A 26,920-nucleotide genomic window follows, 5' to 3' on the forward strand; every position below is an offset into this window, starting at 1 on the left:
ATCAAAGTAATCAGTCTCAGATTCAAATAAGGAGAATATTATGGAAAAATGGAAATGTTCGGTATGCGGTTATGTTTATAATCCTGACTCAGGTTTTTCTGACGAAAGTATTGCTCCGGAAACTCCTTTTGAACAGCTTCCCGACAGCTGGATATGTCCGGTATGCGGCGCTCCTAAAAGTGCTTTTGAAAAAGAGTAGCAACTTATGAAATATATATATCTTGATAACCAGTCGAACACTAAACTTGACGAAAGAGTATTTGATGCTATGAAGCCGTTTTTTATTGAGCATTACGGAAATCCCCAAAGCATTTACTCTTTTGGTTCTTTCTCCAAAGACGCTCTTGAAATAGCAAGACGGCAAGCTGCAGATTTAATCAATGCAGATAGCGAGGAAGTTATTTTTACATCCTGCGGTACGGAATCAAATAATTTAGCGATAAAAGGTCTTGTCGCCACTTTAAAAACTAAGGGGAGACATATTATTGTCTCTTCAATCGAACATTTTTCAGTTTTAAATCCTGTGAAAAGACTTGAAAAAGAAGGTTTTAAAGTAAGTTTTATTCCGGTTGATAGTAAAGGCAATGTAAGCGAAGCTGAACTGAAAAGAGCGTTGCGAAAAGATACGATTTTAGTGTCTATACAATATGCGAATCCAGAAGTAGGCACAATCCAAGACGTAAAGAAATTAGTCTCTGCAGTTAAGCAAAGTGGCAGCGCAAGCGACTTTATTGCTTTTCATACAGATGCAGTCGGTGCATGCGGAACAGTTCCCGTAGATGTTAAAGATTTAGGGGTTGATGCTTTAACTTTCTCGGCTTCTTCTATGTACGGACCTAAAGGTGCAGCAGCGCTGTATCTTAAAAAAGGCGTGAGAATTAGTTCTCAAATAGAGGGCGGAGTTCAAGAAAATTCTAGACGTTCCGGAACTGAAAATCTTCCGGCTATTGTCGGTTTTGGAAAAGCATGCGAAATAGTTAAAGGTGAAATTACAAAAAACGCTAAGACTGTCCAGAAATTAAGAGATAAACTTATTGACGAGCTTCCTAAGAAAATAGAATATATTTATTTAAATGGTACTCGTGAAAACCGTCTGCCGGGAAATGTAAATTTTTCAATAGAATTTGTTGAAGGGGAAGCGCTGTTTCTGCTTTTAGATGCCAAGGGAATCATGGCGGCAAGCGGTTCTGCATGCGCCAATAAGAATCTTAAACTTTCGCATGTTTTAAATGCTATGGATGTTGACGTTGCAGTTGGGCAGGGTTCAATTCTATTTACTTTGTCAAAATTTAATACGGAAGAAGAGATAGATTATGTTGTAGAGGAGTTCCCGAATATCGTTAAAAGACTGAGAGATATGTCGCCTCTGTATTCGTATTTTCTGCGGACCGGCAGTAGAAAATCGGCGGGACCGGGCGCTGATTTTGATGATCACTGTGATATAGAAAAGTAAGTCGGGAGTGAAATGAAAAATGAACTTTCCTCGCAGCCACTATCTTTCTTTGCTTCTCTACGCTTTAGAGAGGGAGAAAAAGATTTGGGTCATCGCACACTCCCATGGAAGAGATAATCTTTTGACGAATTTGAGCAGTATATTGTTGTTGAGATAAAAATAAGCGGTAAAGAATATTGCTGGAGGATATGAATGGCGTTTTATTCAGAAAAAGTTATGAATCATTTCGCAAATCCGCGAAATGTCGGAGAAATAAGAGACGCCGACGGCGTCGGAGAAGTGGGAAATCCGGTATGCGGCGATATGATGACTTTTTATATAAAAGTTAAAGACAATAAAATTGAAGATGTGAAATTTAAAACTTTCGGCTGTGGTGCGGCAATAGCTGTTTCTTCAATGGTTTCAGAAATGGTGATGGGAAAAACGCTCGAAGAAGTCATGGATCTTACAAACGCGGACGTCGCAAAAGCTTTAGGCGGATTGCCGTCAAATAAAATGCATTGTTCCAATTTGGGAGCAGATGCATTGCATAAAGCCGTTGAAAACTATAATGCTAAACGGAAAAAATAATATTCTTGAACTTCAGATGCCTAAATATCAAGATCCTTCCTGTTTTCATTGTGAAACAAGATTGGAAATAGCTTTGCCATTCCTTTAAATTTTGCAAATCTTTCTGTGCCAACAAAGAATAAGAGATATTTTAAAAAATGTTCTGTTTGCAAGACTAGATGTACAAAGAGATATCTGTCTTTTTACGGCAAAAAAGTACGGTAATTACAGCGTTTTTGTCGGCAGGCGTGATTTTCTGTACTATAAAAGAGGAGTTTTTTTATGGCGGCTAGATTAATAAAAGACGGGGTTTATGCAGTTGGTGCAATCGATTGGAATGAAAAACATTTTCACGGACATACTTATGTGACAAGAAGAGGCGTTACTTATAATTCTTATTTAATTGTCGATGAGAAAGTTACTTTAATTGATACGGTTCGTAAAGGTTTTGAAAAAGAACTGATAGAAAATATAAAGAAAATCGTGGATGTTTCCAAAATAGACATAATAGTTATTAACCATATTGAACCGGATCATTCCGGAGCGTTTCCTGAAATATTAAAATTGTGTCCAAATGCAAAAATTTACGGAACCGAAAAAGCGAGACAGGGGCTTTTAAAATATTACGGACTAAGCGGCAACTGGACTGCCGTGAAATCCGGACAAAGCTTAAATATTGGCAGAAGAACTTTTGACTTTATAGATATGCCGATGATACACTGGCCTGACAGTATGTTTACGTATTCCGCTTATGACAAGATTTTATTTTCAAATGACGGTTTTGGTCAACACTACGCGACAAACAAAGTTTTTGATGACGAAGTCGATTTTGCCGCTTTAATAGATGAAGCGCAAAAATATTATGCAAACATACTTTGGCCTTTCAATACGCTTATTGCCGCAAAACTTTCCGCAATAAGCAAACTAAATCTTGAGATTGAGTTTATTGCTCCCAGTCATGGACTTGTATGGCGCAGACATATACCTGAAATTATGCAGAAATATCTATATTGGTCGTCTCATTCCTGCCAAAATAGAGTCGCAGTTGTTTATGAAACGATGTGGAACTCTACTAAAAAAATGGCAAAAAAAATTATTGAAGGCATAACTTCAGAAGGTGTTGAAGCCATTTTATTTGATGTAACAAAAAATGACAGGACGGATATCGCCTCATATATGCTTGATGCGGAAGGCTGGATTTTTGGTTCGTCGACGCATGACGGAGAAATGCTTCCTGTTCTGGCGGGGTTCCTGCATTTTCTTAAAGGATCGAAAGCTAAGGGACGTAAATCTTTTGCATTTGGCTCTTACGGTTGGAGCGGGGAAGCCGCTGGAGATATAGAAAACACAGTTTCCAGCGTGACCGCTTTTGAACCGTCCTTGCGGGTTGTTTTCAATCCGACTGGCGACGAGCTTGATAAATGTTTTGAGGCTGGGAAAACTTTTGCTTTAAAAATAAAAAACGAAAAATGAAAATAGGAGAAAGTCGTTTGTTTTTTTGATAAATAGTCTAATATTCTTTCTGGATTATATTATTCAAAAATGTTGTAGTCTGAGGTATGTCGCTAAGCTATTTTCTATCGCTCTATGATGGGTTGAAGCTTTTGAAAAGTCCCCCAAAAATAAAAATCAACAGGATATCTGAAGGAGGTATTATGAAAGGATTGGTTTGCAAGGTGTGCGGTTACATAGCTTTAGATGGAAATAGGGAACAGTGTCCTGTTTGCCGCGCAAAAAACGTATTTGAAGATAAAGAAGACGCTTACAAAATGATGGATTTTAAAGCGATTTCCGGCGAAACGGAAAAAAAACACATACCTTCATTTGTGGTAGTCAGAAAACGCGGTTTAATTCCAGGTGCAGACTATATAGACGTTCGCGTAAAAATCGGAGAAATTCTCCATCCTGCTTTGCCGGAACATCATATAATGGAAATAGCTTTTTACATTGATAATAAATTTATTGAAAATATTATGCTTACATCTGATATTAATCCTACTGCGGTTATTCGTTTAAAAGACGGTACAAAAGGCAAGGTTCAGGTTATAGAAAGTTGTAATGTGCATGGCAAATGGTTTAATGAAGTAAAAGTGGAATAATTTAAAGCTTCAAAGTATGATATGGATATGGTGATAAAGTCTTTTTTATCTATTGCCTCCGGAATGTTTAATCGGAAAACTGCCGTTGTCATACACTTACAATCGCCGCCACAGTAAACAGAATTTTGTTTTTTATTGTGAAAAAGCAGAGTCTTTGAAAAGAATCTTAAAAAAAGAACGATAGATACGGGATTTTAAAGGATAAAATCTTTCTCGATAGCGTTATTAATAGACATCTTTTCCCGTATCGTCAACTACTCAAATGTTTTGAGCGGGTGCGGCAGTAGTAATTTGTTGTTGTGAGTAGTTATTATTCTATATGGAGGATATAAAACAACTATGGCAAGATCAATTAAAGGAACAAAAACAGAAAAACGTTTGTTAGAATCATTTGCAGGTGAGTCTCAAGCGAGAATGAGATACGCTTATTTTGCTTCAAAAGCAAAAAAAGAGGGATTTGAACAGATTTCTGCAGTTTTTGCGGAAATTGCAGATAATGAAAAAGAACATGCAAAAAGATTTTTTAAATTCTTGGAAGGCGGCAATCTCGAAATTACAGGGACTTTCCCTGCCGGAATTATAAATAACACCGTTGAAAACTTAAGACTCTCCGCAGCGGGCGAAAATGAAGAACATTCAAAAATTTACCCGGAAGCGGCAAAAATTGCCGACGAAGAAGGTTTTCCTGAAATAGCTGAATGCTTCAGAAGAATTTCTATTGCTGAAAAACATCATGAAACAAGGTATTTGAAACTTCTCAGTAATCTTGAAAGCGGCAAAGTTTTCAAAAAAAATATAACTGTCAAATGGAGATGCCGCAACTGCGGTTACGTATATGAAAGTAAGGAGGCTTTAGAAAAATGTCCGGCTTGCCTTCATCCTAAAGCATATATGGAAGAATTAACCGGTAATTTTTAAGCATACTTTGTACTCTTTAGATAAAGCGTGTATGAGAAAAATAAATGAAAAAGATTAAAAAATAGAAACATATGAAAAATCTTCGCAATTAAGCAGGAGTATAATAGTATTAAAACAACAATTAACTTTTCTCAGAAATGAGGAAAAAGTTACTCCGATAGAAGAAATAAAGGAACAAGCTAGACTGCGATCGCCTTTTTTGGGAAATATTGTAATGCTTCCAAAATTAAATTAAAGAACAAAAAAGACAATGAGCGACAAACTAATAAAAACATCACAGAATATACAACAATGGAACGCTCACTATGTTCTAGTTTATAGTTGAGGACGCAAAGGAGAAAGGGCAAGCAGAGAACGAGAAACTGTAGTTGAAAAAGCAGGTTGAAAGTCTTACAAACAAAAACAAACAGCTTAAGGAAAGTATTAAACCTGACTCCACGATGGCAATGAATATCAAACTTCTGGAAGAAAAAGCTCAAGTAAAGAATGACCTTCGTACAGCGAATGATGTTGTCAGTGGTCTTAAAAATACAAACAGTCGGCTTAAAAATCAGAATCTTAATCTTCAAACCAAACTTAATTAAACTAAAACGAACGCGGATAAAAAGTACGATGAAATTTTGTGTCAAGCTAATGGGTATTTTCAAGAATTAAACCAGCAGATTAGCCAGCTTCAATATCAACTTAGCCAAGAGGAATCGCTGAAAAGATTAGTAAAAGTATAACTGTTTTTTTAAAATTTAAAATACTATTAAAATGCTGTTTTTTTCTCTTTTCTTTCTGTTATGTTCGTTTCTGAGATGTAGAGTTATTCTTTTTGGCATTAAATCCGCCAAAAGTTAGAGAGTAAGAAAGTAACAAATAAAGTTTTTGTTATTTTTATTATTTTGTGTTTCTGTTTTTCTTCTTGCTTTCCTTATTTTTTTGCCGCGTGCTGAACCTTCTAGAGAAGCGTTCTTGATAACGTTCTTCCCTATATTGTTTCCGATAACGTCCCTAAAAGAGTATTGGATATGGTTTCTTATTTCGTTTATCGTCGCGCTTCTTATGATGTCTTGGGTCTTTTCCCTTACAATTTTTATCTTTTAAAAAGTAACTGGCGCTTTTTTTATCTCTTTTTATCTACTCGCTTTTTTGTCGTGTTTTCATTCTTATCGGTGTACGCATGTTCTTAGTTGGACTTCGGTGACTACGACTGTTTTTGTTTATTCTTATTTTAAGTATTTTAAATATTACAAGTATTTGTGTAAAAGAACGTGAAGGCGTCTGCTAACAACATTGAACTCGCGCGTTCTCTTGAGCCTTGTTTACAGCGTTCTGGCATATTGTTATATTGCTTATTAAGTCGCGTTATGCCTTTGCCTTTTTTATAGGAAACTTCAGTTTCTTTTTAAAATAAGAATGGAGCGACTCGCGTTTAAAGCTGCTCCGTAAAAATACAATATACAAAAAATTAAAGACTTAATACTGTTGCGAAACATTAAAAGCCTGCTTTATTATAATATAAATTGAAAAAGGAGCGACGAGAGAACGCTCTAATTTCTTGATGAACTTGCTGTTTTGCACTTAGCAAATACTTTTCAATAATCAGCTGAAAGTTGCGATGTTACCAATCATACTAGATATATTAGTCCAAATAAAGTTGTACTCTCCTTATCTGAGGTTTAACCACTATTTGTATTTCTATTATATTATGAAAACAAAAGGTACGCGAAAATAAGCGAGAAAGATGTTAAGATTTGACTATAGCGTTTCATATGCCTTATTTAAAAGACAAATAAGAGAGGAATTAAAAGAAAAAATACCTGCAGTGGAGTTATGATTGCTGGTTTGAATCTGTAAATATGGAAACAATAGGCGAGTGGAGACATTCATAGACGCGAAATATCTGTTAGAATACGCTGGCTGAGTATTTGAAAAAAACAATTTACCTATAATTGACAAATCTATGGGTAAAAATTATTCGCTAACAACGTCTCAATTACTATTTAAAGCCACCATAGACAGAGATAAAACTGCAAAAGATATGCGGTTAAGTAGGCAAATACTTTATGGATTTCGCATCAAATGGAATTAAGGAAAATGGCATTTAAATTGTCGGTAAAAATTTGTAAAATTATAACCTCAAAATATACGCGTAAACTTGGAGTTACAGTCGCTGCAATGCTTCATAAGCAGTAATTTTCTCAATGAAAAAATTTTTATTTAAGGGAATCATAGTTTTTACAGTCATATTATTATCGGCTCTGAGTGCTTTCACTTGTGAGATTGATATATTTGCAGATAATCTCGAATATGATGAACAAGTCGGGAAGCTTTTCGCAAAGGGCAATGCTGTTTTTAACTGGGAGAATAGAAAAGTATCTGCCGATTATATAGAATTTGACAAAAAAACTGTGAAAGCTTTCGGGAATGTTAAGGTTGAAGAGTCTGGAACTATAATTTATGCAGAGAGCGCTACGTATAATTACGACGAAGAAACCGGACATATAGATGAAACTTTTGGATATTCTTCTTCTACATTTATTCAAGCAAAATCTATAGAAATGCAGAACAAAGATATATATGTAATAAAAGCTATAAAGTTTTCAAAATGTGATTTAGACAACCCTCACACTCATTTCAGGGCAAAGCACGGAAGACTTGAACTAAATAAAAGATTAACCGTTTACAATGCCGTTTTTTATATCGGGAAAGTTCCCGTATTTTATCTTCCAATATTTACAAAATCTCTCAAAGATGATAAATCTTTCGGATCAGATTTAAAAATTGAGTTTAATCCAAAATTTGAAAATAAAAGTATGTATTTAAATACGGTAATCTCATGCGCGTTAAGCAAATCTTTAAAAGGAAAAGTCTTTGCTGATTTTTTTAGAAAACAAGAAAGTTCTTACGGAATAAAAATTGATTACTTAGCGGAAAATGCAAATGGAGATATCAATATTAATGAAACTAACAATTTTAAAAAGTGTGAAGTAACGTCTGATTACTTACATGTAATAAACAGTACGTGGAGCATGCGATGGATGGCACGGTTTAAGAACAATATAGATATAGAACTTGATAACCAGAAGCGTAACGATAAGTTTAATAAGCAGAAGCGTAACAATAAGCTTATAGATTTATCGGTTTTGCAGGGGAATCATCCTCCTTATGATCTTAATTATGATAAGTCTATAGATTTATCGTTTTTGCAGGGGAATTATCCTTCTTATAATCATAATTATTATGCCTCTGTGACAAGACAAGGATCTGACACAAATTTAAATATAAGTTTCATGTATCGCAGCACTGATAAACCTAGCACTGATAAACCTACGAAAAGATTAAATGCAGTTCTTCCCAAAGCGGAGTTAGCGTCTTATTCTAGAAAAATTTTTTTAGGAGTAATACACAATTTCTATTTTATGCACCAAAACGTTTACAGAACTCTTTCTAAAAATAAGGAGCCCTTTTGTAAAAACGACAGTTTTTTCTATTACAAATTGATGAGAGATTTTAAATTTGGAAACCAGTTTACATTAGTTCCTGCTCTAAAAATAACGGTACAACATTTCAATAAAGATGATTTTGGAGAAGAAAAATACGGCGGTTTTTTCATAAAATACACATATTCTTCAAATGCGAGATTTAGAGTTACAGATTGGATGGACTGGAATGTCAATTATGCAATAACAAATGCAATAACGAAAACGAAATCCTTAGGCACTAAAACTCTGAGAAATAAAAAAAACTCTCTGTCTTTCAATAATAACATGTATTTCGGAGAGAGCGTTGCAGTTCAAAACTTTTTTGCGTATAATTTAAACAAATATTTGCCATTGCCTTTTGTCACAGAAATAATGTGGACTCTCAATTCTGATATGACTGTATTCATAAGACAAGAACAATTCATAAGACAAAAACAATTTCTAGATACGTTTAAATTCAATTCTCTCAAGCTAGATTTAATAATCGGCAACCTAGAGAAAGTATATTTAAATTTTGGCACTTTTTATCAAAGATATGATAAATTCTTGAATCTTTACAGAAACCGCGAAATTGATAATATTTTAGGAGTTGGAATATGGCTCACTCCCAAATGGAAATTAGATTTCAATGTAAAAACAACAATCCCATTTGACTCTATATCGAACAGTAAAATAAATGAATATGAATTTAGGCTTTACAGAGATTTGCATTGCTATAATTTCAGTATAACGTGGAAAAAACAAGCGGACAAAGAAAGCGAATTCTCTCTTAAACTCAACGCAAAAACAAGTACGTCTTCCGACAAAAAAGCAACATGGAATCTTGATAACGACGAAATCTTTCACCCATGGCAATAGATAATCCTTTACGAAATTCTGAAAATATTCTTTATAATTCAAAGATTCTGGAGAAAATTGAACCGTATTGCTATTGCCAAATAAGGCAAGGCAAACAAGTTTAGAGGTAAGCGCGAAATTATGAGCAATCGCGGAACATAGTTATGGTTAGGTCTATATAGTTTGTTATATTTTATTAAGCTTGATATTTAGCCAAATAATTGGAGAGGTGGCCGAGTTGGTTTAAGGCGTCAGTCTCGAAAACTGATATACGGGAAACCGTATCGAGGGTTCGAATCCCTCCCTCTCCGTTTTTATATTATTCGCTGTTAGCCTAAAAGAATAGAACCACTTGCAACCCTTTTATATTGACTATGGAAGCGGATATGAGCATAATTCAAAACTCAAGTTGGAAAGTTATATCTCATAGAGATAAAAATACAGGAAATCTTAAAAAAGGTATAATTAATTTTGAGAAACTGAGAGTATTAGGAAACGTTGGATTTGGAACGCTAATTTTCCTTACCGACAAACCTAGACTATTAAATCACAGCGCCAATGCAATATCTATATGGAATATTTAAAAACTAGTTTGATAGTCTTGATGATATTATAGAAGATTGAATTAAAAAAGCATGTCAGGCACAAACCAAATAGATATCTATTTGGTTTAAAGTTTAGTATATGAATTCTTGACGTTTACCTTTTTCAAGGTTACTTAACGCTAAAATAAGTTCCATCTTTCACTGGGAATGCTATAAGTTTTTTATAATCAGCTTTAGCAGCTATAACAAACAGCTGGATTCTTTGCTTTATTTACAATGGCAAATAATGACAATATAAATTTCTGTTCTTACTTATAGGAACGGAACAGCTAGAAAACTTTATACTCTCTTTTTTTACATATTTCCATTTCCATACATCAAAAGAGGTATTTAATTCTTTTCTATTTTTTCAGACGATGATAGAGGTTAAAACTCGCATCGTGCATCCTTTTACTTTTCTCAGTTGTACTAAATGTCGACCAACTTTCTTATATACAGATTATTTAATTTTTCAACTAACTTATTATTTTTGGCACGCAGTTCTTCGCTTTCGCCAGTCAGTCTTTCATGTTCGTTAAGCAACTTCTTATCGCGAAAAATAAATCTCTCATAATCGGCAGCTTCTAAATTCTCATTAATCAGCTTAATGTTCTCTTTAAACTGTTTTCTATTCACATTAAACCGTTCCGCGTTCGCATTAATCAGCTCGGCATTACTTTTACACCGTTTTATTTTCTCATCAAACACTTTTACATTCTCGGCATACTGTTTTAAGTTCTTGACAATCTGTTTATCGTTTTTGTCAGCTAGTTTTTCGTTATCATCCCTCAACTTCTTATTTTCATTTTTGAGCTTCTCATACTCGGCAAGCAGTTTTTTTGTCTCTGCAATACGCTTCTTATTTTCGACAGTTAGCTCCGCGTTCTCATTAACCTGCTGAACGCTCTTATTAGCCTGCTTTACGTTCTCGGTATATCTCCTTATGTTCTCGCTAATCTGCTTATCGTTTTTGCCAGTCAATTTCCTAGTCTCATTAACCAATTTATAGCATTCAGCACTTAACCTTTCGCACTCGGCAACCAACTTATCGTTCTCGTTATATAACTTTTTATTTTCGCAAACCAACTTATTATTACCGTCAATCAGATTTTCATTCTCGGTAGCCAGCTCCTTATTCCAACTAACCAACTCCTTGTTTCCGCTGGCAGTCAGTTCCGTTCCCTCAGCATAAGCGTTACAACACAACATCATATAACACAAATATAAGGCGGCACAAAAATAAAAAATTTTCTTCATTTTCCCACCTAAGTAAACGAGATTTAACACATTACCTGCAAAACTTCACAAAAACAACTTTCAATTTCTATTTTAATAGTATAATATAAAACTGTAATAAACTCAATTTTGGGTTTCGTTAGAAACTTCTAAAATCATCTTTCGCGTTGACAAAACAATTTGAAAATTGATATAAATTTTGATTATGACAAAAAAAATTTTGGCAGTTTATCCAGGAAGTTTTGATCCGCCTACAAAAGGACATTTAGATATCATAATCAGAGCTTCGCATTTATTTCCGAAAATAATAATTGCAGTGACAAAAAATATAAATAAAAAGCACATCTTTTCTTTGCAAGAAAGAATTGATCTGTTGCAAAAAATCACAGAGAAGCTGAAAAATGTAAAAATATCATCTTTTTCGGGACTTCTGGCAAATTACCTCGAGAATATCAACTCTTTTGTTTTAATAAGAGGATTGAGAGTTCTTTCTGATTTTGAATATGAATTTCAAATGGCATTGATGAACAGAAAGCTAAATAAAAAAATTGAAACAATATTTTTAATGACAGACCAGTCTTATACATTTCTTTCTTCTAGCATGGTAAAAGAAATTGCAATGCTTGGGGGGAATATTAAAAATTTCGTGCCCGAATGCGTGGAAAAAGAATTAGAAAAACGCGTTGCCAATTTGTCAAAAAGCAATTGAGTAATGACATAATTGCTATTATAAACGAATTTTCTACCTTTTTGCCGCCCTAAAATTCTCAGACATTTAAAAAAAATCTGAAGAAACAGCTATAAAAACAGAACTTACTTATTTGAAAAACGTAATATTTACTATGGAGACAATGCTGAAAAATACCACGGTTTATTATTGCAAAAGACTACATATAGGAAATTCGTATGTTTATTGTCCACTGTAAAAAATCAAATTCAATATCAATTTACGCGCGATAATGAAAACAATACCGATAGCTTAGAGGTGGCAAAGCGTAAAGCTGCCGATACGTCCTGACTCTGCAGACAGAATAAAATAACAAATTCGGATAAACTATTTTTATGATAAACTGAGTAAATTGTAAACGATGATATTTTTTTATTTGGGATTGCTTTTAGTTTTTTATATAGGATTTAAAATCGGAAATGTCATATATAAAACATCTTTTGTCAAATTTCTTTCGGCATTTTCTTTGGCATTTCTTTTTTATAAGTTTTCTTTTTCATTTCAATTCATTTTATTTGCTTTTTTTACATTCTCACTGATTTTCGTTTCAGTAGTAGATTACTTCCATAGAATAATACCCGTAATATTTCCAATCCTTTTAATTATTACAGGCGTTATATTTAGTTTTATGAATTCAGTTCTAGGCGGAACATATCTGCCAAGATTTGCTAATTCTATTTTAGGTATTCTTACCGGCGGAGGCGTTTTGCTCATCGCTGGACTTCTAGGGCAACTAATTTATAAAAAAGAAGTTATGGGCGGCGGGGATGTTAAACTTATGGCAGGCGTTGGCGCTTTTATCGGCTGGGAAAAAGCGCTTTTTGCAATTTTTTTTGCGGCTATTACGGGAAGTATAGCAGGCTTAATACTTCTGGCTGCAAAGAAAATCGAAAAAAAAGAATATATTCCGTTCGGTCCGTTTTTGTCGTCAGCATCTTTCATAACTATATTTTTTCCGCAGCCGTCGTCATTTCTCAATACGTTTTTCATATGGGAAATGCATTGGCTAAATAAAATTATAGCTATGTAAGGTCATCGGTCAACGGGACATAGAATGTTTTTGTCTCATATCACGAAAATATTTTAACTTTTGGCGGTTGACCCGCACTGCTTGCCTTTTGGTGTTTTCAGCTTTTTATTTTGAAATTGAGATTTTTTTATTCCAATCGGCAGACTTGCAAAAAAAATCAAAGTTAACACAAATATAAAACCCCAAAAAACTGCAGACGGCTCTGCCATGCAATATAATTTTGTATAATATGACTAAATTATACAGGATAAATTATTGAACTATTTAATCGAAACAATAGGCTGCCAGATGAATATGTGCGAATCTGACGTGCTTAGTTCTGTTTTTTCAGCCTATGGAGCGTCAAAAGTAAGCAGCTTATCAGATGCAGACGTAGCTATATTAAACACCTGTTCCGTAAGAGCACAGGCAGAACAAAAAGCTTTCTCCTACCTCGGCAGAATAAAAGAGTTTAAACAGAAAAACCCCAGTATAAAAGTAGTCGTTATCGGCTGTATGGCAGAAAGACTTGGCTCTAAGATTAAAAAACGTTTTAACAGCGTCGATTTAATTATAGGCGCGAAAGATATTGACAACGCCGCTTTAAGAATTATGGATTTGTTCCATATGAGCAACTTTGCAAAAAAAGTAAATTCTGAAATAAAATCTGAAGTCACAAGATACGTTACCATTATGAAAGGCTGCGACAACTACTGTTCATATTGTACAGTGCCTTTTGTAAGAGGAAAGGAAATAAGTATAAACTTTGAGAAAATAGTAAATAAATGTTCCTCAATGGTAAAAAACGGTGCAAGAGAAATAACGCTTTTAGGCCAAAATGTAAACTCGTATAAATGTGAAGACGTAAATTTTGCGGCGTTAATTAAAAAAGTTGCGGCAATAGAGAATCTTAAAAGAATAAGATTTATGACAAACCATCCTAAAGATTTAAGCGACGACTTGATAAAAATTATGGCGACAGAACCAAAAGTATGTTCCCATATTCATCTTCCTATGCAATCTGCATCCGATAAAATCCTTAAAGCAATGAACAGAAAATACTCTCACGAACATTATCTGAAATTAATCAAAAAATTAAGAGCCGCCATACCCGACATAAGTGTAACAACTGATATTATCGTAGGTTTTCCCGGAGAAACCGACGAGGATTTTGAAGATACTTTAGAAGCGGTAAAGACAATAAAATTCGACGGACTATATGTTTTCAAATATTCTCCTCGTCCGAACACAAAAGCATTTGGAATGATCGACGATGTGCCTTTACAAGAAAAAAAAAGACGTCATGCGGTTACACTTGAAGAGGCAAATAAAATTTCTATTGAAATTGTTTCGGAGATAATAGGAAGCACTCAGCAGGTCTTAGTCGAAAAAATTAAAAACGGCATTATAAAAGCGAGAACAAGAGGTGGTCGTAAGGTTTTCGCAAAAGGCGACAAAGAGGAGTATCTTGGCAAACATATTAATGTTAATATAAAAGAAGCAAAGGTAAATTCGTTATTTGGCAGCATTATATGAAAAGAATTATCGGATATACTCTTTTAGCTTTAACAATATGTCTTCTCTTCAATCTTGAAAAAAAAATTGGATTATTTGATAAAAATCCGTATGAAACTTACGTAATTAAATATTCTAAACGTTTTATCGTAGATTCTCTGCTTGTAAAAGCTGTTATGAAAAAAGAGTCAAATTTAAATCCCAACGCCGTTTCAAATAGAGGCGCTGTCGGTCTTATGCAGATAATGCCTAAAACCGCATTGGAAATTGCAAATCAGTTAAATATTACGGGTTATTCCGATAAAAGCCTTAAAGAAACTGAAATAAATATAATGTTTGGGACATATTATTTGCGAAAGCTTTTAAATTATTATAACAACAATCTGATTTTGGCTTTAGCAGCATACAATGCAGGAATAGGAAATGTTGAAAGCTGGTACAAAAAAAATCCTGAAATAAGTTACAAAATATGTAAAATACCTTTTAAAGAAACAAGATATTATGTCCTGTCTATAATATTTACTTATAAGATATATCAGGGAGTAGAAAAATTAAAAAATTTTCTGAAAATCTAACGCCGTTAATGAAACAATACTGGGATATTAAAGCCAAATATTCAGGTATGGTGCTGTTTTTTCGTTTAGGAGATTTTTATGAAATGTTTGGTGACGACGCAATAAAAGCAGCTCCCATTCTTGAGGTTGTGCTTACGCAAAGAGCGGGAACGCCGATGTGCGGAGTTCCTCACCATTCGATAAATTCTTACATAAGAAAACTTATAACAAAAGGTTTCAAAGTCGCCATTTGTGAACAGCTTGAAGAACCAGGAGCCGCAAAAGGCATTGTAAAACGCGGAGTTACAAAAGTTATAACTCCCGGAACAATTTTAGAAGATACTCTTTTGGAATCAAAAGAAAATAATTTTTTAATGTCAGTTACTTTTGATGAAATTACAATGTGCGCAGCATTTGCGGCAGCCGACATATCGACAGGCGAATTTTTCACTTCTGAGACAACATTAAAATCTATTGAAACGGAAGTATCAAAATATAATCCTGGCGAACTTATTATATCCGCCGGCAATATGCAAAACAAATACATATCAGATTTCATGACAAAACTCAAACTGCCTGTTTCAGATATAAACAATTCTTTTTTTGATATTGAAAAAGCTAAAAAGATAATAGCGGAGCTTTTTGATGTCACCGCTGTAAAAAAGTTTGGGCTTAATAAAAAAGAAATACTCTGCGCTTGCGGAGCACTGCTCGCTTATATAAAGGAAATGCAGCCGCAAAGCGTCGATATCTTTTCAGATATAAAATACACAAGAAATTCAGACTTTATGCATCTAGACACCGTAGCAATAAAAAATCTTGAACTTCTCAACTCTATGGCAACTGGAAAAACTGAGAATTCGCTGCTTTCAATTATGGACTCGACAAAAACGCCTATGGGCGCAAGGACTATACGACAGTGGCTTATAAAACCGCTTTTAGATATTTCAAAAATTGAAAACCGACAAAATGCTGTGAGATTCTTTATAGAGAACTCAAATATACGGAAAGAAATTGTTGAAAAATTGAAAACTGTTTCCGATATTGAAAGAATAATTGCAAGAATTTCTTCAGGCAACGCAACACCTAAAGATTTAGCGGCATTAAAAAACTCATTAAAGATAATAAATAACATTCTAAAAATTATAAAGTCCACAGACGGATTGGATTTTGACATTCCTGATAACACCCAAGTAATAGATAAAATTTCGTTATATTTATTTGATGAACCGCCTATATCTTTGAAAGACGGCAACGTAATTAAAAAAGGCGTCAACGCAGAGCTTGACGAATTAAGACAAATGTCGTCTGATGCAAAAGTTTACATATCCAATCTAGAAGCTAAAGAGAGAGCTGCGTCCGGAATAAATAATCTAAAAATAGGTTATACTTCAGTATTTGGCTATTATATAGAAATCAGCAAATCAAACATTGTATCGGCGCCAAGACATTATGTGCGTAAGCAGACTGTTGCATCTGGCGAAAGATATATAACCGAAGAATTGAAAATCTTTGAAGAAAAAATATTGTCCGCGCAGGAAAAAACTTTAAGACTTGAAAGCAACATCTTTAATACTTTAATACGAGAAATATCTCTTTTTACTACAAATATTCTAAAGACTTCGCAGGCCATTTCAGAAATTGATATTTTCTGCGGATTTGCCGCAAATGCAGTGGAATACAATTACGTCTGCCCTAAAATTTCAGACGGTAAAGAGCTTTCTATAAAGGACGGCAGACATCCTGTTGTGGAAAAGATATTAAAAAACGGCGAATTTACGGCAAACGATATTACTTTTGATGAAAACTCAAAAATAATGATTCTCACCGGACCAAATATGTCGGGAAAATCCACTTATTTAAGACAAACGGCGCTTATTGTGATAATGGCTCAAACCGGATCTTTTATTCCGGCTCACAGTGCAGAAATAGGGCTTATCGATAGAATATTTACAAGAATCGGAGCTGGAGATAATCTCGCAGGCGGAGAATCAACGTTTATGGTTGAAATGTTGGAAACCGCAAACATTCTAAACCAATACACACAAAGGAGCCTTATAATTCTCGACGAAGTGGGCAGGGGAACGTCAACTTACGACGGAATGTCCATAGCTTGGGCAGTAATAGAATTTTTTGCAGATGAAAAAAGAAAAGCAAATGCAGGCACAAAAATACTTTTTGCAACGCATTATTTCGAACTCACAGGGCTTTCAAAAACACTTAAAGGCGTGGCAAATTATAGCGTCGATGTTAAAGAATGGAACGGCGACGTCATACCTTTACATAAAATAGTTGAGGGCAGCGCTGATAAATCTTACGGAATACACGTTGCAAAAGTTGCAGGAATACCTCATCAGGTTATAGAAAGAGCCTATAAAATCTTAAATAAACTAGAAGCAAATACCATTAAGTTGCCAAAACGCAATGAAAATCCGCAGATTGAATTTTTCAGCAAATACAAACCTCAAGAACCCCAGATTTTATTAGAATTAAAAAATATTGATATAAATTCTTTAAGCCCCATAGAAGCATTTAATATATTACGCGATTGGAAAGATAAATATAAATAAGCGCATCATATTTTAATTTCGTACTTTGCTGTGCGGCAACTTATGTACTTAATTGGACTTTACGTCACTTATGGCTTGGCTCCATTTTTGGCGGCGATATGCAGGCTTATTTTTATCTCAATTTCAATAGTAATACATATATTTGATAGCGTATATTCCACGTAGCGGAAGAAATAAGGGAAAACTTTATGAACAGTTTTATGAGGAAATTTTTTTAGATTATTTACATGACTAAAAGATGTAAGTGATGGGATTAAAGGTACAAAAATATTTAATAAACATTTTTTATGAGCTTATTGACGATATGAACAAAGAAGAAGAAAGCCGCGTTTTGATTATTGACAGTTTGGAAGAAAATAAATACTGGGTACGTAATATTGAAAGAAGCAGCTATTCATTTTCTTTGCCGACTTCAACGGGTAAATTTTATTCTGATTCTATAGCTTTATTAAATGACAATAGAATTTTAGCTGCAGGATGTAAAGGCGAACATTTATTGTCAAACGACGATACTAAGGAGAAACAAAGTATTGGCAAACTATAGCAGAAAAAAAGCAATGGCAAGTGTTTGTTTTTACTAATATCGAAAGAAAATTTATATCAACAAATTGTTAATAAAATAAAAAAAATAATACGTAATTTATTATGTAATGAACAGGCGCAAGGAAATAAATATGCCGATAAATATTTTGTCGCAAGAAACAATCAATAAAATAGCTGCTGGCGAAGTTGTAGAACGCCCGTCAAACGCCGTTAAAGAACTTGTAGAAAATTCTTTAGACGCTTTCGCGTCTTCCATAACCGTTGAAATAGAAGAAGCAGGAAAAAAGCTTATAAGAGTTTCCGACAACGGCTTTGCTATGGACAGAAAAGATTTGGAACTCTCTATATTAAGACATGCAACAAGTAAAATAGACGATTTTAACGACTTATCACATATTCATTCTTTAGGATTCAGAGGCGAGGCTCTTGCCTCCATAGCAGCTATTTCAAACTTTGAAATGAAAACAAGAAAAAAAGGCGAAGCTTCTGGATGGAAACTTTCAGCTGACGGCGGTAAAGATGTTAAAATAATTCCTTGGGCAGGCGCGGAAGGAACAATAACAGAAATTAAAAATTTATTTTTTAATACTCCGGCGCGACAAAAGTTTTTAAAAAGTGACTCCACCGAACGCTCAAGAATTATAAGTTCTCTTGAGGAAACAGCTCTTACAAATAACGATATAGCCTTTAAAATGATTTCTGAAAATAAAACTATTTTTTCTACATCTCAGACAGACAACAAGTTAGACAGGATTGCGGATATTTTAGGCAAAGATTTTGCAAAGAAGCTTAAAAATATAAAAGTAGATCATCCTAAAGCTTCATCAGATATCTATTTTACAGGCAGAGGTGATTCTTTGTCTAACAGAAAATACCAGTACCTTTTTGTAAATTCAAGACCTGTAAATTATCCAAAATGGCTTACGCATTGCGTCTATCAGGCTTACAAAGAATCAATACCTCGCGACAGACACGCAGGGCTGTTAATTTATATTACCATTGATCCATCAGATATTGACGTAAACATACATCCTGCAAAAAGAGAAGTAAAATTTGCAACTGAAAACGGTATGTATGACATTATTTATAAAGCGCTAAGAAATGCTCTTATATCGTGCGCCCACCCGGAAATTGAAATAGCTTATCCTTCGTCTTTTGCGGAGATGTCGCGTGATAAATCAGAGATACAACTTCGAGACGCGAGCATTCAGATGACAAGCAAAACCGAAAATTTCAACTTGTTAGAATTTACAAAGCAAAAGAGTAAAGATCGCAATGCTTACTCTATTTCTACAATACCACAATCTACTATTTACGTTAGAGAACCTAAACCAAAGCACAACTATGTCCCTTCAAAACAAAATCATAATATAGACAGATATGCCGACGTTCTTGTAAAACAGGAAGAACTTACGCCTGAAAACTTTGACAATAACATAAAAATTCTCGGACAGGTTTTCGGCACATACATTATTGCTGAAAATAAGGGCAGTTTATATATCTTTGACCAGCACGCTGCTGCAGAAAGAGTGAGGTACGAACTCTATCTTTTACAGATGAAAAATCAGATTGTCAAAATACAGCAAATGCTTATGCCTGAAAATTTTGACCTTTCTCCAAGTGTTTCGGAGCTTCTTAAGGCAAATCTAAATCTTTTTAATGACTTGGGAATAAGCATTGAAGAATTCGGGCAAAATTCTTTTAGAATCACAGCGTATCCGGCGCTGCTTGGAAATATGTCGATGGAACAAATAGTTAAGGCAATAATTTCAGATATTGAAGATGATAAACATGTGGAAATAGAACAAAAAAGAGATAAAATTATTCGCTCAGCCTGCCGTGCAAGTATAAAAGCAGGCGATAATGTTTCATTTATTGAAGCCAAAAAATTGATAAACGATCTCTTTAAATGCGAATGCCCTTTTACATGTCCTCATGGCAGACCTACAGCATACAGAATCTCATTAAGCGAATTAGAAAAATTTTTTAAACGCAAATAAGTTGACAGAAGATAATTATCGCCACCTTAAAAGAAAAAAATTTGAAGAACTCATAGAATAAAAAGTAGATGTTATTTACTTTGCACAGGTATAGTTTATTTATTTTAGACACTTCAAAAAATTCATCTTTCAGTATGACGGATGATGGCGCAAAAACTATGGATATTATTGTTATTTCGGGGCCAACTGCAAGTGGAAAGACAAAAAAGGCTGTTGAGTTTTGTAAAGCAAAAAACGGCGAGATAATTTCTTGTGATTCGAGACAGGTTTACAAATACTTAGATATCGGTACAAATAAAGAGGGATATCTTTTGCAAAACGGACTCCGCAAAATTGACGGAGTTTTGCAGCACTTAACTGATATTATAAATCTTGACCAAACATACAACGCCGCGGCATTTGTACACGCTGCCGATTTAAAAATTGCAGAAATTTTAAAAAAACACAAAGTCCCCGTTATAACAGGTGGAACGGGATTATATATTAAAGCTTTGCTTTACGGACTTGACGACATGCCTAAAGCAGACGAATTTTTGAGAAAAGAACTAAAAGCTCAATCTAACGAAGAACTTTACAATAAACTTTTAAAGTTAGATCCGGAAGCTGCTGAAAAGAATAAAAAAAATCCGCAAAGACTGCTTAGATCGCTCGAAGTAAATATTCTTTCAGGAAAAACTCTTAAAGAACATTTTAAGCTTAAAAGTCCGAGATACAATTTTAAACATTACAGTATTTCTGTTGAGAGTAAAATCTTGTATAAAAGAATTAACGAAAGATGTAAACAAATGATAGACAGTGGCATGATTGAAGAAACGCAAAAAGTTTTAGACATGGGGTTTGATAAGAATTGCCCCGCATTAAGCGGCATAGGCTACAGACATATAGTACAATACCTCGATAAAAAGATCTCAAGAGACGATTTAGTTTTGGAGTTCTCAAAAGATACGAGGCACTATGCCAAACGACAGAATACTTGGTTTAAAGCTCAGTCTAGTATCGAATATATAAAAGCTCAATAATTAACTGTTCAAGAGCGCATAAGTTGTTTAGCTAAGCGTTTTATCTGACAAATACCTAAACAATTGAAATCATTGTTACCGAGCAAGAATATAACGAGCGCATAAAAAAGATAGGATGATGAAAAACTTTAACTTAACTTTTGCTTGTCATGCCGAGAGGGCAAATTCCCCAAAAGATTCAGTTTCTTATTTTTTCTGGACTTTCCAAAGGCTTCGCTTTTTCAAAATAACAAATAAGACCAAAAACCATTTACTGCAGTGAAAAAATTATGCAAGAAAGAATTGTTGGATAATTTGATAATAAAATAGAAATAATACGGAGATGGGATTATGATAACAGAAATTATAATGGATAAAGTAGCCTGTTACAAAAAGTCCGTTACATTGTCAACGGACAAAAGAGTTAATCTTATCTACGGCTTAAACGGAACAGGAAAAAGTATAATTTCAGATTATTTATACCATTATAAATCAGAGGAATCAAAAGAGAAATATCGGCATTGTGAAATCAAAGGATTATCAGACGAAAATGTACTTGTTTATAACCAAAATTTTATAAAAGACTATTTTTATGAACTCGACGCTCTAAAAGGAATTTTTACATTGTCAAAAGAAAATAAAGAAGCTGAAACAACGATTCGAAAAATTGAACAAGAGATAAAAGAACTTAATAATGAAAAAGGTAAACTAAACTCACTTAATAAGGAATTACAGGCAAAGAGAGAAAATATTAAAACCGAAGTATGGAAAATTAAGACTGAATATGCATATACAGCATTAAAACATTGTTTTAAAGACTTAAATAAAAAAGAACAATTATTGTCTCATTTATTAAAAATTGCCAAACCGCCAACGCAACCTGCCGAATCAATTAATCAACTTAAAAAAGAAGCTGAAATACTTGACGAAGGAACTAAGTGTACAGAATTGCCTGTAATAAACATATCTATAAACGATATTGAATCAAATAAACTTTTTCAAAAAGCCATTGTGGGAGATGAAAATAGCGCAATTTCTGAATTGATAAAGAAATTGAATAATTCTGATTAGAGGCACCGCAAATCATACGCTTTTTTTTACTCCCTTTTTTTTCCACGCACAAACCAAAATTTGACTTTTTTGCAACTTTTTGGCTAAACTATAGTTGCAACATAAATCGGTCTCAGGTTTTGGGAAAAAAGGCGACCTTCGGTTTTTGAATAATTGATTATCATGATCTCAGCCGAGCGTGAGACTAGAAAAAGAGAATCTGGTATAATCTCCTGCCTGTCCAGATAGGATGATAGTTATGAAAAAAGTAATATCAGCTATTTTAACGTTGTTGCTTGCGTCGGGTTGCGTTGTCCCGCCTCGTCAACTATCCAAGTCAGACGCTGTCACAAATGTTACCGAATCGGTACAAACAGAGCCGTTACAAGAAACACCTGCCGATATATGCCCAGAGCAACAAAAATGCCCTGTATTGCAACAAAAAAGCACAAAAGGATATTGGATAGCCATAGTCGTGTTATCTTTGGCTTGCGCCGCTTCGTTGTTTGGTCTTTACAAGCAATATCAGAAAACAGTGCAATGGCACAACTTGTATAATCTGACTAATGCAAAAAAACCCGGGACATCGGCGGCTACCGACGAAAAACTTTTGCAAGACGAGATAGACAGATTAACAGTTGCGATTCGAAAATGGGAACTGAGAGAGTCTGAGTTGGTGCGAGTGACAGAACACCCTGACGAGAATCTGAATAGTCCTTTCGCAAAAAGTTTGCGTCTCTGCAAAGAAGAATTAGCCGAATGCAAAAATACGATTACTAAGTGGAGCTTAGAAGTCCAAAGATTAGTTGGGATACTGAATCATCATAACATAGACGTACAAACTGGGAACAAGAAATAAAAGAGCCCCGCGTGGTATAAAAAGATAAAAAGGATTTTAGATTTCGTTATTACTTCCGAAGACTAGGAATGAAAAGATTAATATCGTTATTATGTATAGTCTTAATCTCAGGCTGTGATAAACAGCTTAATAAATATCAACCTGACAAAACTGATACCAAAACTGCTAATCAGGTTAGTCCAAGTCCATCGCCATCACCGCTTCCGAATATGAAAGACCTGCCCACGAGAGCAAAAGGAATAGCGTGGCAGACTTGGGATTGGGCTAAGGCACATGGGTACATTATCGCCACTGTGGTGCAGGTTGCCGTGCTGGCACTGCTTGCCTACAAGTATATCTATAAAAATGATACTCCTCTTGTGCCGCCGCCAAAACAAACGACGTTGCCTGAAGATATGCCCGCGGTAATATACAAAAAGCAGACTGAGGAGCTGAAGGCAGAGAATGAAAGATTAAAACAACAACTTACGGAATCCGCAGAATACAAAGAATATCTGGCTGAATCTCTGGGAGGAGTTATACAGAAAGCAGACGAGTTTAAGTTGCAAAGTGAAAATTTAAAGGAACAAGTTATAGAAACTAAAGAGTTTTTACATCAGGCTCGCATAGAAAATGAACTGCTGAAAAACCAGGATAAAGCGCTTGTTACTGAAAGAAATCAGTATTCAGGAGAAGCGAGTCTTAACCTGATGAAAGCCAACGAACTAAGAAGGGAAAATAAACAGTTGCGCGGAGACCTAGCTCTTGCTAAACCAAAAATCCAAACTGACAAAGTTGAAGAACCGCAAGTTGTTGCTTTAAAGATAACGCAAATAGGTTGGAGCGACCCAATAAATGCTTTTGAGATGCAAGAGAATCTTGACCTTGATTTAAGGCAGCCAAACTTTTTTAATATGAACGAGATAGAAACACAAACTGACACAATAGATTTGCCCGACCAACAGCAACAAATAAACAAATTAAACGCAGAGGTAAATCATCTGCAGAAAAATTTGAACGAAACGAAAGAGCTAAACGATAAACTGCGGGCAGAAAAAGCAATGCCAAATCTGAAGGCGCTAAAACTAAACATAAAAAATTCTGCGGCACAACTAGCGCTAAAAAAGAAGGCGGAAAGTCTCGCCGAAAGCAATGTATCTCTGAAGACAGCAAATGACACGCTGGACGCACAGAACAAACAGCTCATAGACAAAAATGAGTATCGCATGCAAGAGAGAAAGAAATTAATGCAAAAGAGAGATTTTGCGAAGATGATGTATAATGAGTTATTTAGAGAAAACAGAAGACTGCGGGCGGAAGTAACTCCACTGCCGATGGAAGTAGTACAAGAGCTGAGCAACCTCCAAGTTTTTGAGGTACAAGAGGTAGAAGAACTGGTTAAATGAGAGTATTTAAGGACGTTGAAATAAACGCCGAAACACCGCCGCCTCCGCCGGAGTCAAAGAAACACCATAAAAAAACACGAGGACAAACCCGATGAATTTAAGGGGTATACAGCTGTTTTAATGCTGTTGCTTGTATTTCAACTATCTACGTCGGAGTAAAGGACTAAAAATGAAGAGAGCAATAGTTTTTATGTTAGCATTAATGTTTTTTGCTGGCTGCAGCAAAACTCCTGACATTGTTAAGCCAAGCGACAACAAGACAGTTCCGCAGGGAAAGGGAACGGGTGTTAGTCCAGCAGGAACCGAAGAAAAAAAAGACGAGGCGGAATTGGATAACTCCAAAGCAGCTAAAGACTTTTTTACAGAGGATAATTCTGCTGAATATGGAGCTGGACTATCTGTGGAAACTCAATCACGATGGACTGCAGGAAGGATTATGACATCAGTGTCGGCTGGTCTAGGTGCTATAGGAGCGGCAATCCTAACCTATCAAGCTAAGGACAACGTATGCAATATAAAGTTTAGTAAAAACACTAGGGATAAAATAACAATATACACCATTTGGGGAATAGTTGCCCTAGCAGGGGTAGACTCAGCAATAAGGTAAAAGATGACGAAAGAAATATCGGAGCCGACTTTTCCTCACTATTCACAAATACCAAGTTTCCCATTTGTGACAATCAAACAGTTTTCCTCTAAATAATTGCAAAATTTTAGTAAAAGCTTGTATAATAATTATAGTACTCTTGTTCTCACAATATGACAAGATTACGCTAATAACCTTTTATTATTTCTCAGAATAGACGCAGCGGGTAACTCCGGTTGCGTTTATTTTTTTTGTTACACCCGAGAGGGAAACTCAAGAAGGCAATCGGTAATAATTAACACTTCTTTTACTTCCAAACAACTTTCAATTCTTCCAATTTCTTCAAAAATGTTTTCGTCTTTTGACAAGTCCATTTTGCTTAAATCAGTCGCTAAGGACTCCGACATAGACTCTGCCAACTTATTTAACATGTTATCTTCTTATGTTGTCATAGTGTACTCCTATAGTTATTTTGTGTTGCCGTGCGAGACCGCAATAATACCAAAAAAACAAGTTATAAACAAGAGTATGTATAATTCTTGACATGCTACCACTTTTTTGGTAGCATTAGTGTGGTAGTATATGTGTGAGGTGATTGAAATGATGGACAAAATTTTAGGTTGGATTGGTGATGTGATACAGTTTTTGATTGGACTTGCGGGATTATTCTATTTGACGCAGGCGGCAATTCATGCGGCGGATTATGTGTTTGGTATGTTGTACCGATTGATTTTTAGATAAATTTTAAAGGAGTAACAGATGAGAGCATGTGAGGTGATTAAAATGATTGATTTTTTAAAGAGTGTATTGCAGCTGTTTCTCCTGTTTTTTGCTTTGAGATTATTTGGTTTGTTGATGTGGATGTTGTTTAAATAAAATTTTAAAAGGAATGAACAGATGAGAGTAAATGTAATTAAAGAAATTGAGAAGAAATAGAAAAAGAGCGATAGAAGAGAATGAGGAGTGGGAAGATAGGTATAAACAAGTATCGAGAGAAAGCGGATTAACACTGCACGAGGCAAAATGTAAAGTATTGAGAGCAAGAGAGCGGGAACTGATGAAAGAAGAAATAATAGAAGAGACGGACAACCGGAAAGAGTTTGAGGAAGCGATAGAAGGTGCGAAAAAGCAGGCGGAGGAAGCGAAAGAAGAGTTGATAAAAAAGTGGTTTGGGAAAGTCCCCGACAAAGATAAAAATCAGAGCTGGCGGATATACGAATGGTTGTTGACGGCGTCGGCAGTAAAATAGAAATTGCAGAAAAAGCAGAAATAAAAGAAGAATGGTTTGACAGATTTATCAGCTATTTGGACGCCTCGCCGACAACTGTAAAAGCGTACAAATACGAATTAATTCACTTTGCAAAATACCTGACTGACACACAAAAACCAACGCCGACACGGGAAGATATTATCGGATATCGGGAATATCTGAAAACGAAATATAAACCAGCGACAACGATTTTTCGGCTGGGAGTAGTGAAGCTTTTCTTCAGATGGCTGGCAAGCGAGAATTTGTACAAAAACATCGCAGACCATATTAAAGGCGTGAGAACAGATAAAGGACATAAACGTGATTATCTTACGTCAGTGCAGGTTAAAAGTGTGTTGGATAAAATAGACAGAAGCACAGTTATAGGAAAAAGGAATTATGCGATAATAGCGTTATCAGCAACGTGCGGATTGAGGACGATAGAACTTGCAAGAGCGAATGTTGAAGACTTAAGAAATATCGGAGACATGGAAGTATTGTATCTGCAGGGGAAAGGCAGAAATGAAAAAACGGAATATGCTAAAATAGGGGAAAAGGTGAGCATGGCGATACGGGAGTATTTGTCAGATATTCCAAGCGATATAAAAGCAGAAAGCCCGCTGTTTATGGTGTTTTCGGACGGGAACAAAGGCAAGCGTTTAGCGACAAGAAGTTTGCGTAAAATAATAAAGCAGGCATACAAAGAAGCAGGGCTGAATTCCGACAGGT

Annotated in this window: 26 protein-coding genes and 1 tRNA gene; 25 read left to right on the forward strand and 2 right to left on the reverse strand. The window is 35.0% G+C overall.

Annotated features, from left to right (window positions below; genetic code table 11):
* Window positions 1-40: 40 nt before the first annotated feature.
* The 10 genes from LE179_RS05550 (at window position 41) to LE179_RS05595 (ending at window position 9,910) form a co-directional block, all read left to right on the forward strand.
* The gene (locus LE179_RS05550) at window positions 41-199 is read left to right on the forward strand and encodes a rubredoxin (RefSeq protein WP_374129385.1); all 159 of its coding nucleotides are present in this window, start codon (window positions 41-43) and stop codon (window positions 197-199) included.
* 6 nt (window positions 200-205) lie between these two features.
* Window positions 206-1,453 carry a cysteine desulfurase family protein gene (locus LE179_RS05555; protein WP_374129386.1) on the forward strand — a complete coding sequence of 416 codons (1,248 nt, stop codon included), beginning with the start codon at window positions 206-208 and terminating at the stop codon, window positions 1,451-1,453.
* 192 nt (window positions 1,454-1,645) lie between these two features.
* Entirely contained in the window at window positions 1,646-2,023 is a 378-nt protein-coding gene (nifU, locus tag LE179_RS05560; protein WP_374129387.1) for a Fe-S cluster assembly scaffold protein NifU, read from the forward strand.
* Between the two features lie 261 nt (window positions 2,024-2,284).
* Window positions 2,285-3,475: an FprA family A-type flavoprotein gene (locus LE179_RS05565; protein WP_374129388.1), complete on the forward strand. Its 1,191-nt coding sequence runs from the start codon at window positions 2,285-2,287 to the stop codon at window positions 3,473-3,475.
* 182 nt (window positions 3,476-3,657) lie between these two features.
* A complete protein-coding gene (locus tag LE179_RS05570) occupies window positions 3,658-4,101 on the forward strand; it encodes a desulfoferrodoxin family protein (RefSeq protein ID WP_374129389.1) in 444 nt (147 codons plus the stop codon).
* Window positions 4,102-4,440: 339 nt separating this feature from the next.
* Window positions 4,441-5,019 carry a rubrerythrin gene (gene rbr / locus LE179_RS05575; RefSeq protein ID WP_374129390.1) on the forward strand — a complete coding sequence of 193 codons (579 nt, stop codon included), beginning with the start codon at window positions 4,441-4,443 and terminating at the stop codon, window positions 5,017-5,019.
* Between the two features lie 368 nt (window positions 5,020-5,387).
* A complete protein-coding gene (locus tag LE179_RS05580; RefSeq protein ID WP_374129391.1) occupies window positions 5,388-5,603 on the forward strand; it encodes a hypothetical protein in 216 nt (71 codons plus the stop codon).
* Window positions 5,604-7,208: 1,605 nt separating this feature from the next.
* Entirely contained in the window at window positions 7,209-9,347 is a 2,139-nt protein-coding gene (locus LE179_RS05585; protein ID WP_374129392.1) for a hypothetical protein, read from the forward strand.
* Window positions 9,348-9,549: 202 nt separating this feature from the next.
* Window positions 9,550-9,637, forward strand: a tRNA-Ser gene (locus LE179_RS05590).
* A 75-nt stretch (window positions 9,638-9,712) separates the two neighbouring features.
* Window positions 9,713-9,910 carry a hypothetical protein gene (locus tag LE179_RS05595; protein WP_374129393.1) on the forward strand — a complete coding sequence of 66 codons (198 nt, stop codon included), beginning with the start codon at window positions 9,713-9,715 and terminating at the stop codon, window positions 9,908-9,910.
* Window positions 9,911-10,339: 429 nt separating this feature from the next.
* Here the strand turns inward: LE179_RS05595 and LE179_RS05600 are convergent, their stop codons facing one another.
* Window positions 10,340-11,167 (reverse strand): hypothetical protein, encoded by an 828-nt coding sequence (locus LE179_RS05600; RefSeq protein WP_374129394.1) that lies wholly within the window; start codon window positions 11,165-11,167, stop codon window positions 10,340-10,342.
* Window positions 11,168-11,351: 184 nt separating this feature from the next.
* Here LE179_RS05600 and coaD point away from each other — a divergent pair, with 184 nt between their 5' ends.
* The 12 genes from coaD to LE179_RS05660 all read left to right on the forward strand — a co-directional run bounded on the left by coaD (window position 11,352) and on the right by LE179_RS05660 (window position 24,963).
* Window positions 11,352-11,855, forward strand: coding sequence for a pantetheine-phosphate adenylyltransferase (coaD, locus tag LE179_RS05605; RefSeq protein WP_374129395.1), 504 nt, complete (start codon window positions 11,352-11,354; stop codon window positions 11,853-11,855).
* 379 nt (window positions 11,856-12,234) lie between these two features.
* Window positions 12,235-12,903, forward strand: coding sequence for an A24 family peptidase (locus tag LE179_RS05610; protein ID WP_374129396.1), 669 nt, complete (start codon window positions 12,235-12,237; stop codon window positions 12,901-12,903).
* A 255-nt stretch (window positions 12,904-13,158) separates the two neighbouring features.
* Window positions 13,159-14,418, forward strand: a complete 1,260-nt coding sequence (gene miaB / locus LE179_RS05615) for a tRNA (N6-isopentenyl adenosine(37)-C2)-methylthiotransferase MiaB (RefSeq protein WP_374129397.1) — start codon at window positions 13,159-13,161, stop codon at window positions 14,416-14,418.
* Window positions 14,415-14,972, forward strand: coding sequence for a lytic transglycosylase domain-containing protein (locus tag LE179_RS05620; protein ID WP_374129398.1), 558 nt, complete (start codon window positions 14,415-14,417; stop codon window positions 14,970-14,972). Before miaB ends, LE179_RS05620 begins: the two co-directional genes overlap by 4 nt.
* 8 nt (window positions 14,973-14,980) lie before the next feature.
* Complete coding sequence (gene mutS, locus LE179_RS05625; RefSeq protein WP_374129399.1) at window positions 14,981-17,521, forward strand: DNA mismatch repair protein MutS; 2,541 nt, start codon at window positions 14,981-14,983, stop codon at window positions 17,519-17,521.
* A 247-nt stretch (window positions 17,522-17,768) separates the two neighbouring features.
* The gene (locus LE179_RS05630; protein WP_374129400.1) at window positions 17,769-18,065 is read left to right on the forward strand and encodes a hypothetical protein; all 297 of its coding nucleotides are present in this window, start codon (window positions 17,769-17,771) and stop codon (window positions 18,063-18,065) included.
* 130 nt (window positions 18,066-18,195) lie between these two features.
* Entirely contained in the window at window positions 18,196-20,064 is a 1,869-nt protein-coding gene (gene mutL, locus LE179_RS05635; protein ID WP_374129401.1) for a DNA mismatch repair endonuclease MutL, read from the forward strand.
* Between the two features lie 158 nt (window positions 20,065-20,222).
* Window positions 20,223-21,083: a tRNA (adenosine(37)-N6)-dimethylallyltransferase MiaA gene (miaA, locus tag LE179_RS05640; RefSeq protein WP_374129402.1), complete on the forward strand. Its 861-nt coding sequence runs from the start codon at window positions 20,223-20,225 to the stop codon at window positions 21,081-21,083.
* A gap of 330 nt (window positions 21,084-21,413) precedes the next feature.
* On the forward strand, window positions 21,414-22,133 hold the full coding sequence (locus LE179_RS05645) for an AAA family ATPase (RefSeq protein WP_374129403.1): 720 nt from the start codon (window positions 21,414-21,416) through the stop codon (window positions 22,131-22,133).
* A 238-nt stretch (window positions 22,134-22,371) separates the two neighbouring features.
* Window positions 22,372-22,971, forward strand: a complete 600-nt coding sequence (locus LE179_RS05650) for a hypothetical protein (RefSeq protein WP_374129404.1) — start codon at window positions 22,372-22,374, stop codon at window positions 22,969-22,971.
* Window positions 22,972-23,039: 68 nt separating this feature from the next.
* A complete protein-coding gene (locus tag LE179_RS05655) occupies window positions 23,040-24,356 on the forward strand; it encodes a hypothetical protein (RefSeq protein WP_374129405.1) in 1,317 nt (438 codons plus the stop codon).
* A gap of 169 nt (window positions 24,357-24,525) precedes the next feature.
* The gene (locus tag LE179_RS05660) at window positions 24,526-24,963 is read left to right on the forward strand and encodes a hypothetical protein (protein ID WP_374129406.1); all 438 of its coding nucleotides are present in this window, start codon (window positions 24,526-24,528) and stop codon (window positions 24,961-24,963) included.
* Between the two features lie 233 nt (window positions 24,964-25,196).
* On the opposite strand, the gene LE179_RS05665 is transcribed toward LE179_RS05660, so the two are convergent.
* A complete protein-coding gene (locus tag LE179_RS05665) occupies window positions 25,197-25,373 on the reverse strand; it encodes a hypothetical protein (RefSeq protein WP_374129407.1) in 177 nt (58 codons plus the stop codon).
* Between the two features lie 172 nt (window positions 25,374-25,545).
* Here LE179_RS05665 and LE179_RS05670 point away from each other — a divergent pair, with 172 nt between their 5' ends.
* The 3 genes from LE179_RS05670 to LE179_RS05680 form a co-directional block, all read left to right on the forward strand.
* On the forward strand, window positions 25,546-25,683 hold the full coding sequence (locus LE179_RS05670; RefSeq protein WP_374129408.1) for a hypothetical protein: 138 nt from the start codon (window positions 25,546-25,548) through the stop codon (window positions 25,681-25,683).
* A gap of 181 nt (window positions 25,684-25,864) precedes the next feature.
* Window positions 25,865-26,191 carry a hypothetical protein gene (locus LE179_RS05675; protein WP_374129409.1) on the forward strand — a complete coding sequence of 109 codons (327 nt, stop codon included), beginning with the start codon at window positions 25,865-25,867 and terminating at the stop codon, window positions 26,189-26,191.
* On the forward strand, window positions 26,161-26,920 hold a 760-nt coding region (locus tag LE179_RS05680; RefSeq protein WP_374129410.1), incomplete at its 3' end, for a tyrosine-type recombinase/integrase. The genes LE179_RS05675 and LE179_RS05680, both read left to right, overlap by 31 nt.

Origin of the sequence: Candidatus Endomicrobiellum agilis (assembly GCF_020328115.1) — a bacterium.
GTDB lineage: Bacteria > Elusimicrobiota > Endomicrobiia > Endomicrobiales > Endomicrobiaceae > Endomicrobiellum > Endomicrobiellum agilis.

Coding starts and splice junctions, on each gene's coding strand:
- LE179_RS05620 (WP_374129398.1), top strand. CDS start 14,415: ATGAAAAGAATTATCGGATATACTCTTTTAGCTTTAACAATATGTCTT.
- LE179_RS05550 (WP_374129385.1), top strand. CDS start 41: ATGGAAAAATGGAAATGTTCGGTATGCGGTTATGTTTATAATCCTGAC.
- LE179_RS05610 (WP_374129396.1), top strand. CDS start 12,235: ATGATATTTTTTTATTTGGGATTGCTTTTAGTTTTTTATATAGGATTT.
- LE179_RS05565 (WP_374129388.1), top strand. CDS start 2,285: ATGGCGGCTAGATTAATAAAAGACGGGGTTTATGCAGTTGGTGCAATC.
- LE179_RS05630 (WP_374129400.1), top strand. CDS start 17,769: ATGGGATTAAAGGTACAAAAATATTTAATAAACATTTTTTATGAGCTT.
- rbr (WP_374129390.1), top strand. CDS start 4,441: ATGGCAAGATCAATTAAAGGAACAAAAACAGAAAAACGTTTGTTAGAA.
- LE179_RS05650 (WP_374129404.1), top strand. CDS start 22,372: ATGAAAAAAGTAATATCAGCTATTTTAACGTTGTTGCTTGCGTCGGGT.
- LE179_RS05665 (WP_374129407.1), bottom strand. CDS start 25,373: ATGTTAAATAAGTTGGCAGAGTCTATGTCGGAGTCCTTAGCGACTGAT.
- LE179_RS05555 (WP_374129386.1), top strand. CDS start 206: ATGAAATATATATATCTTGATAACCAGTCGAACACTAAACTTGACGAA.
- LE179_RS05585 (WP_374129392.1), top strand. CDS start 7,209: ATGAAAAAATTTTTATTTAAGGGAATCATAGTTTTTACAGTCATATTA.
- LE179_RS05645 (WP_374129403.1), top strand. CDS start 21,414: ATGATAACAGAAATTATAATGGATAAAGTAGCCTGTTACAAAAAGTCC.
- LE179_RS05660 (WP_374129406.1), top strand. CDS start 24,526: ATGAAGAGAGCAATAGTTTTTATGTTAGCATTAATGTTTTTTGCTGGC.
- LE179_RS05600 (WP_374129394.1), bottom strand. CDS start 11,167: ATGAAGAAAATTTTTTATTTTTGTGCCGCCTTATATTTGTGTTATATG.
- LE179_RS05670 (WP_374129408.1), top strand. CDS start 25,546: ATGGACAAAATTTTAGGTTGGATTGGTGATGTGATACAGTTTTTGATT.
- nifU (WP_374129387.1), top strand. CDS start 1,646: ATGGCGTTTTATTCAGAAAAAGTTATGAATCATTTCGCAAATCCGCGA.
- LE179_RS05570 (WP_374129389.1), top strand. CDS start 3,658: ATGAAAGGATTGGTTTGCAAGGTGTGCGGTTACATAGCTTTAGATGGA.
- LE179_RS05655 (WP_374129405.1), top strand. CDS start 23,040: ATGAAAAGATTAATATCGTTATTATGTATAGTCTTAATCTCAGGCTGT.
- mutL (WP_374129401.1), top strand. CDS start 18,196: ATGCCGATAAATATTTTGTCGCAAGAAACAATCAATAAAATAGCTGCT.
- LE179_RS05595 (WP_374129393.1), top strand. CDS start 9,713: ATGAGCATAATTCAAAACTCAAGTTGGAAAGTTATATCTCATAGAGAT.
- mutS (WP_374129399.1), top strand. CDS start 14,981: ATGAAACAATACTGGGATATTAAAGCCAAATATTCAGGTATGGTGCTG.
- coaD (WP_374129395.1), top strand. CDS start 11,352: ATGACAAAAAAAATTTTGGCAGTTTATCCAGGAAGTTTTGATCCGCCT.
- miaA (WP_374129402.1), top strand. CDS start 20,223: ATGGATATTATTGTTATTTCGGGGCCAACTGCAAGTGGAAAGACAAAA.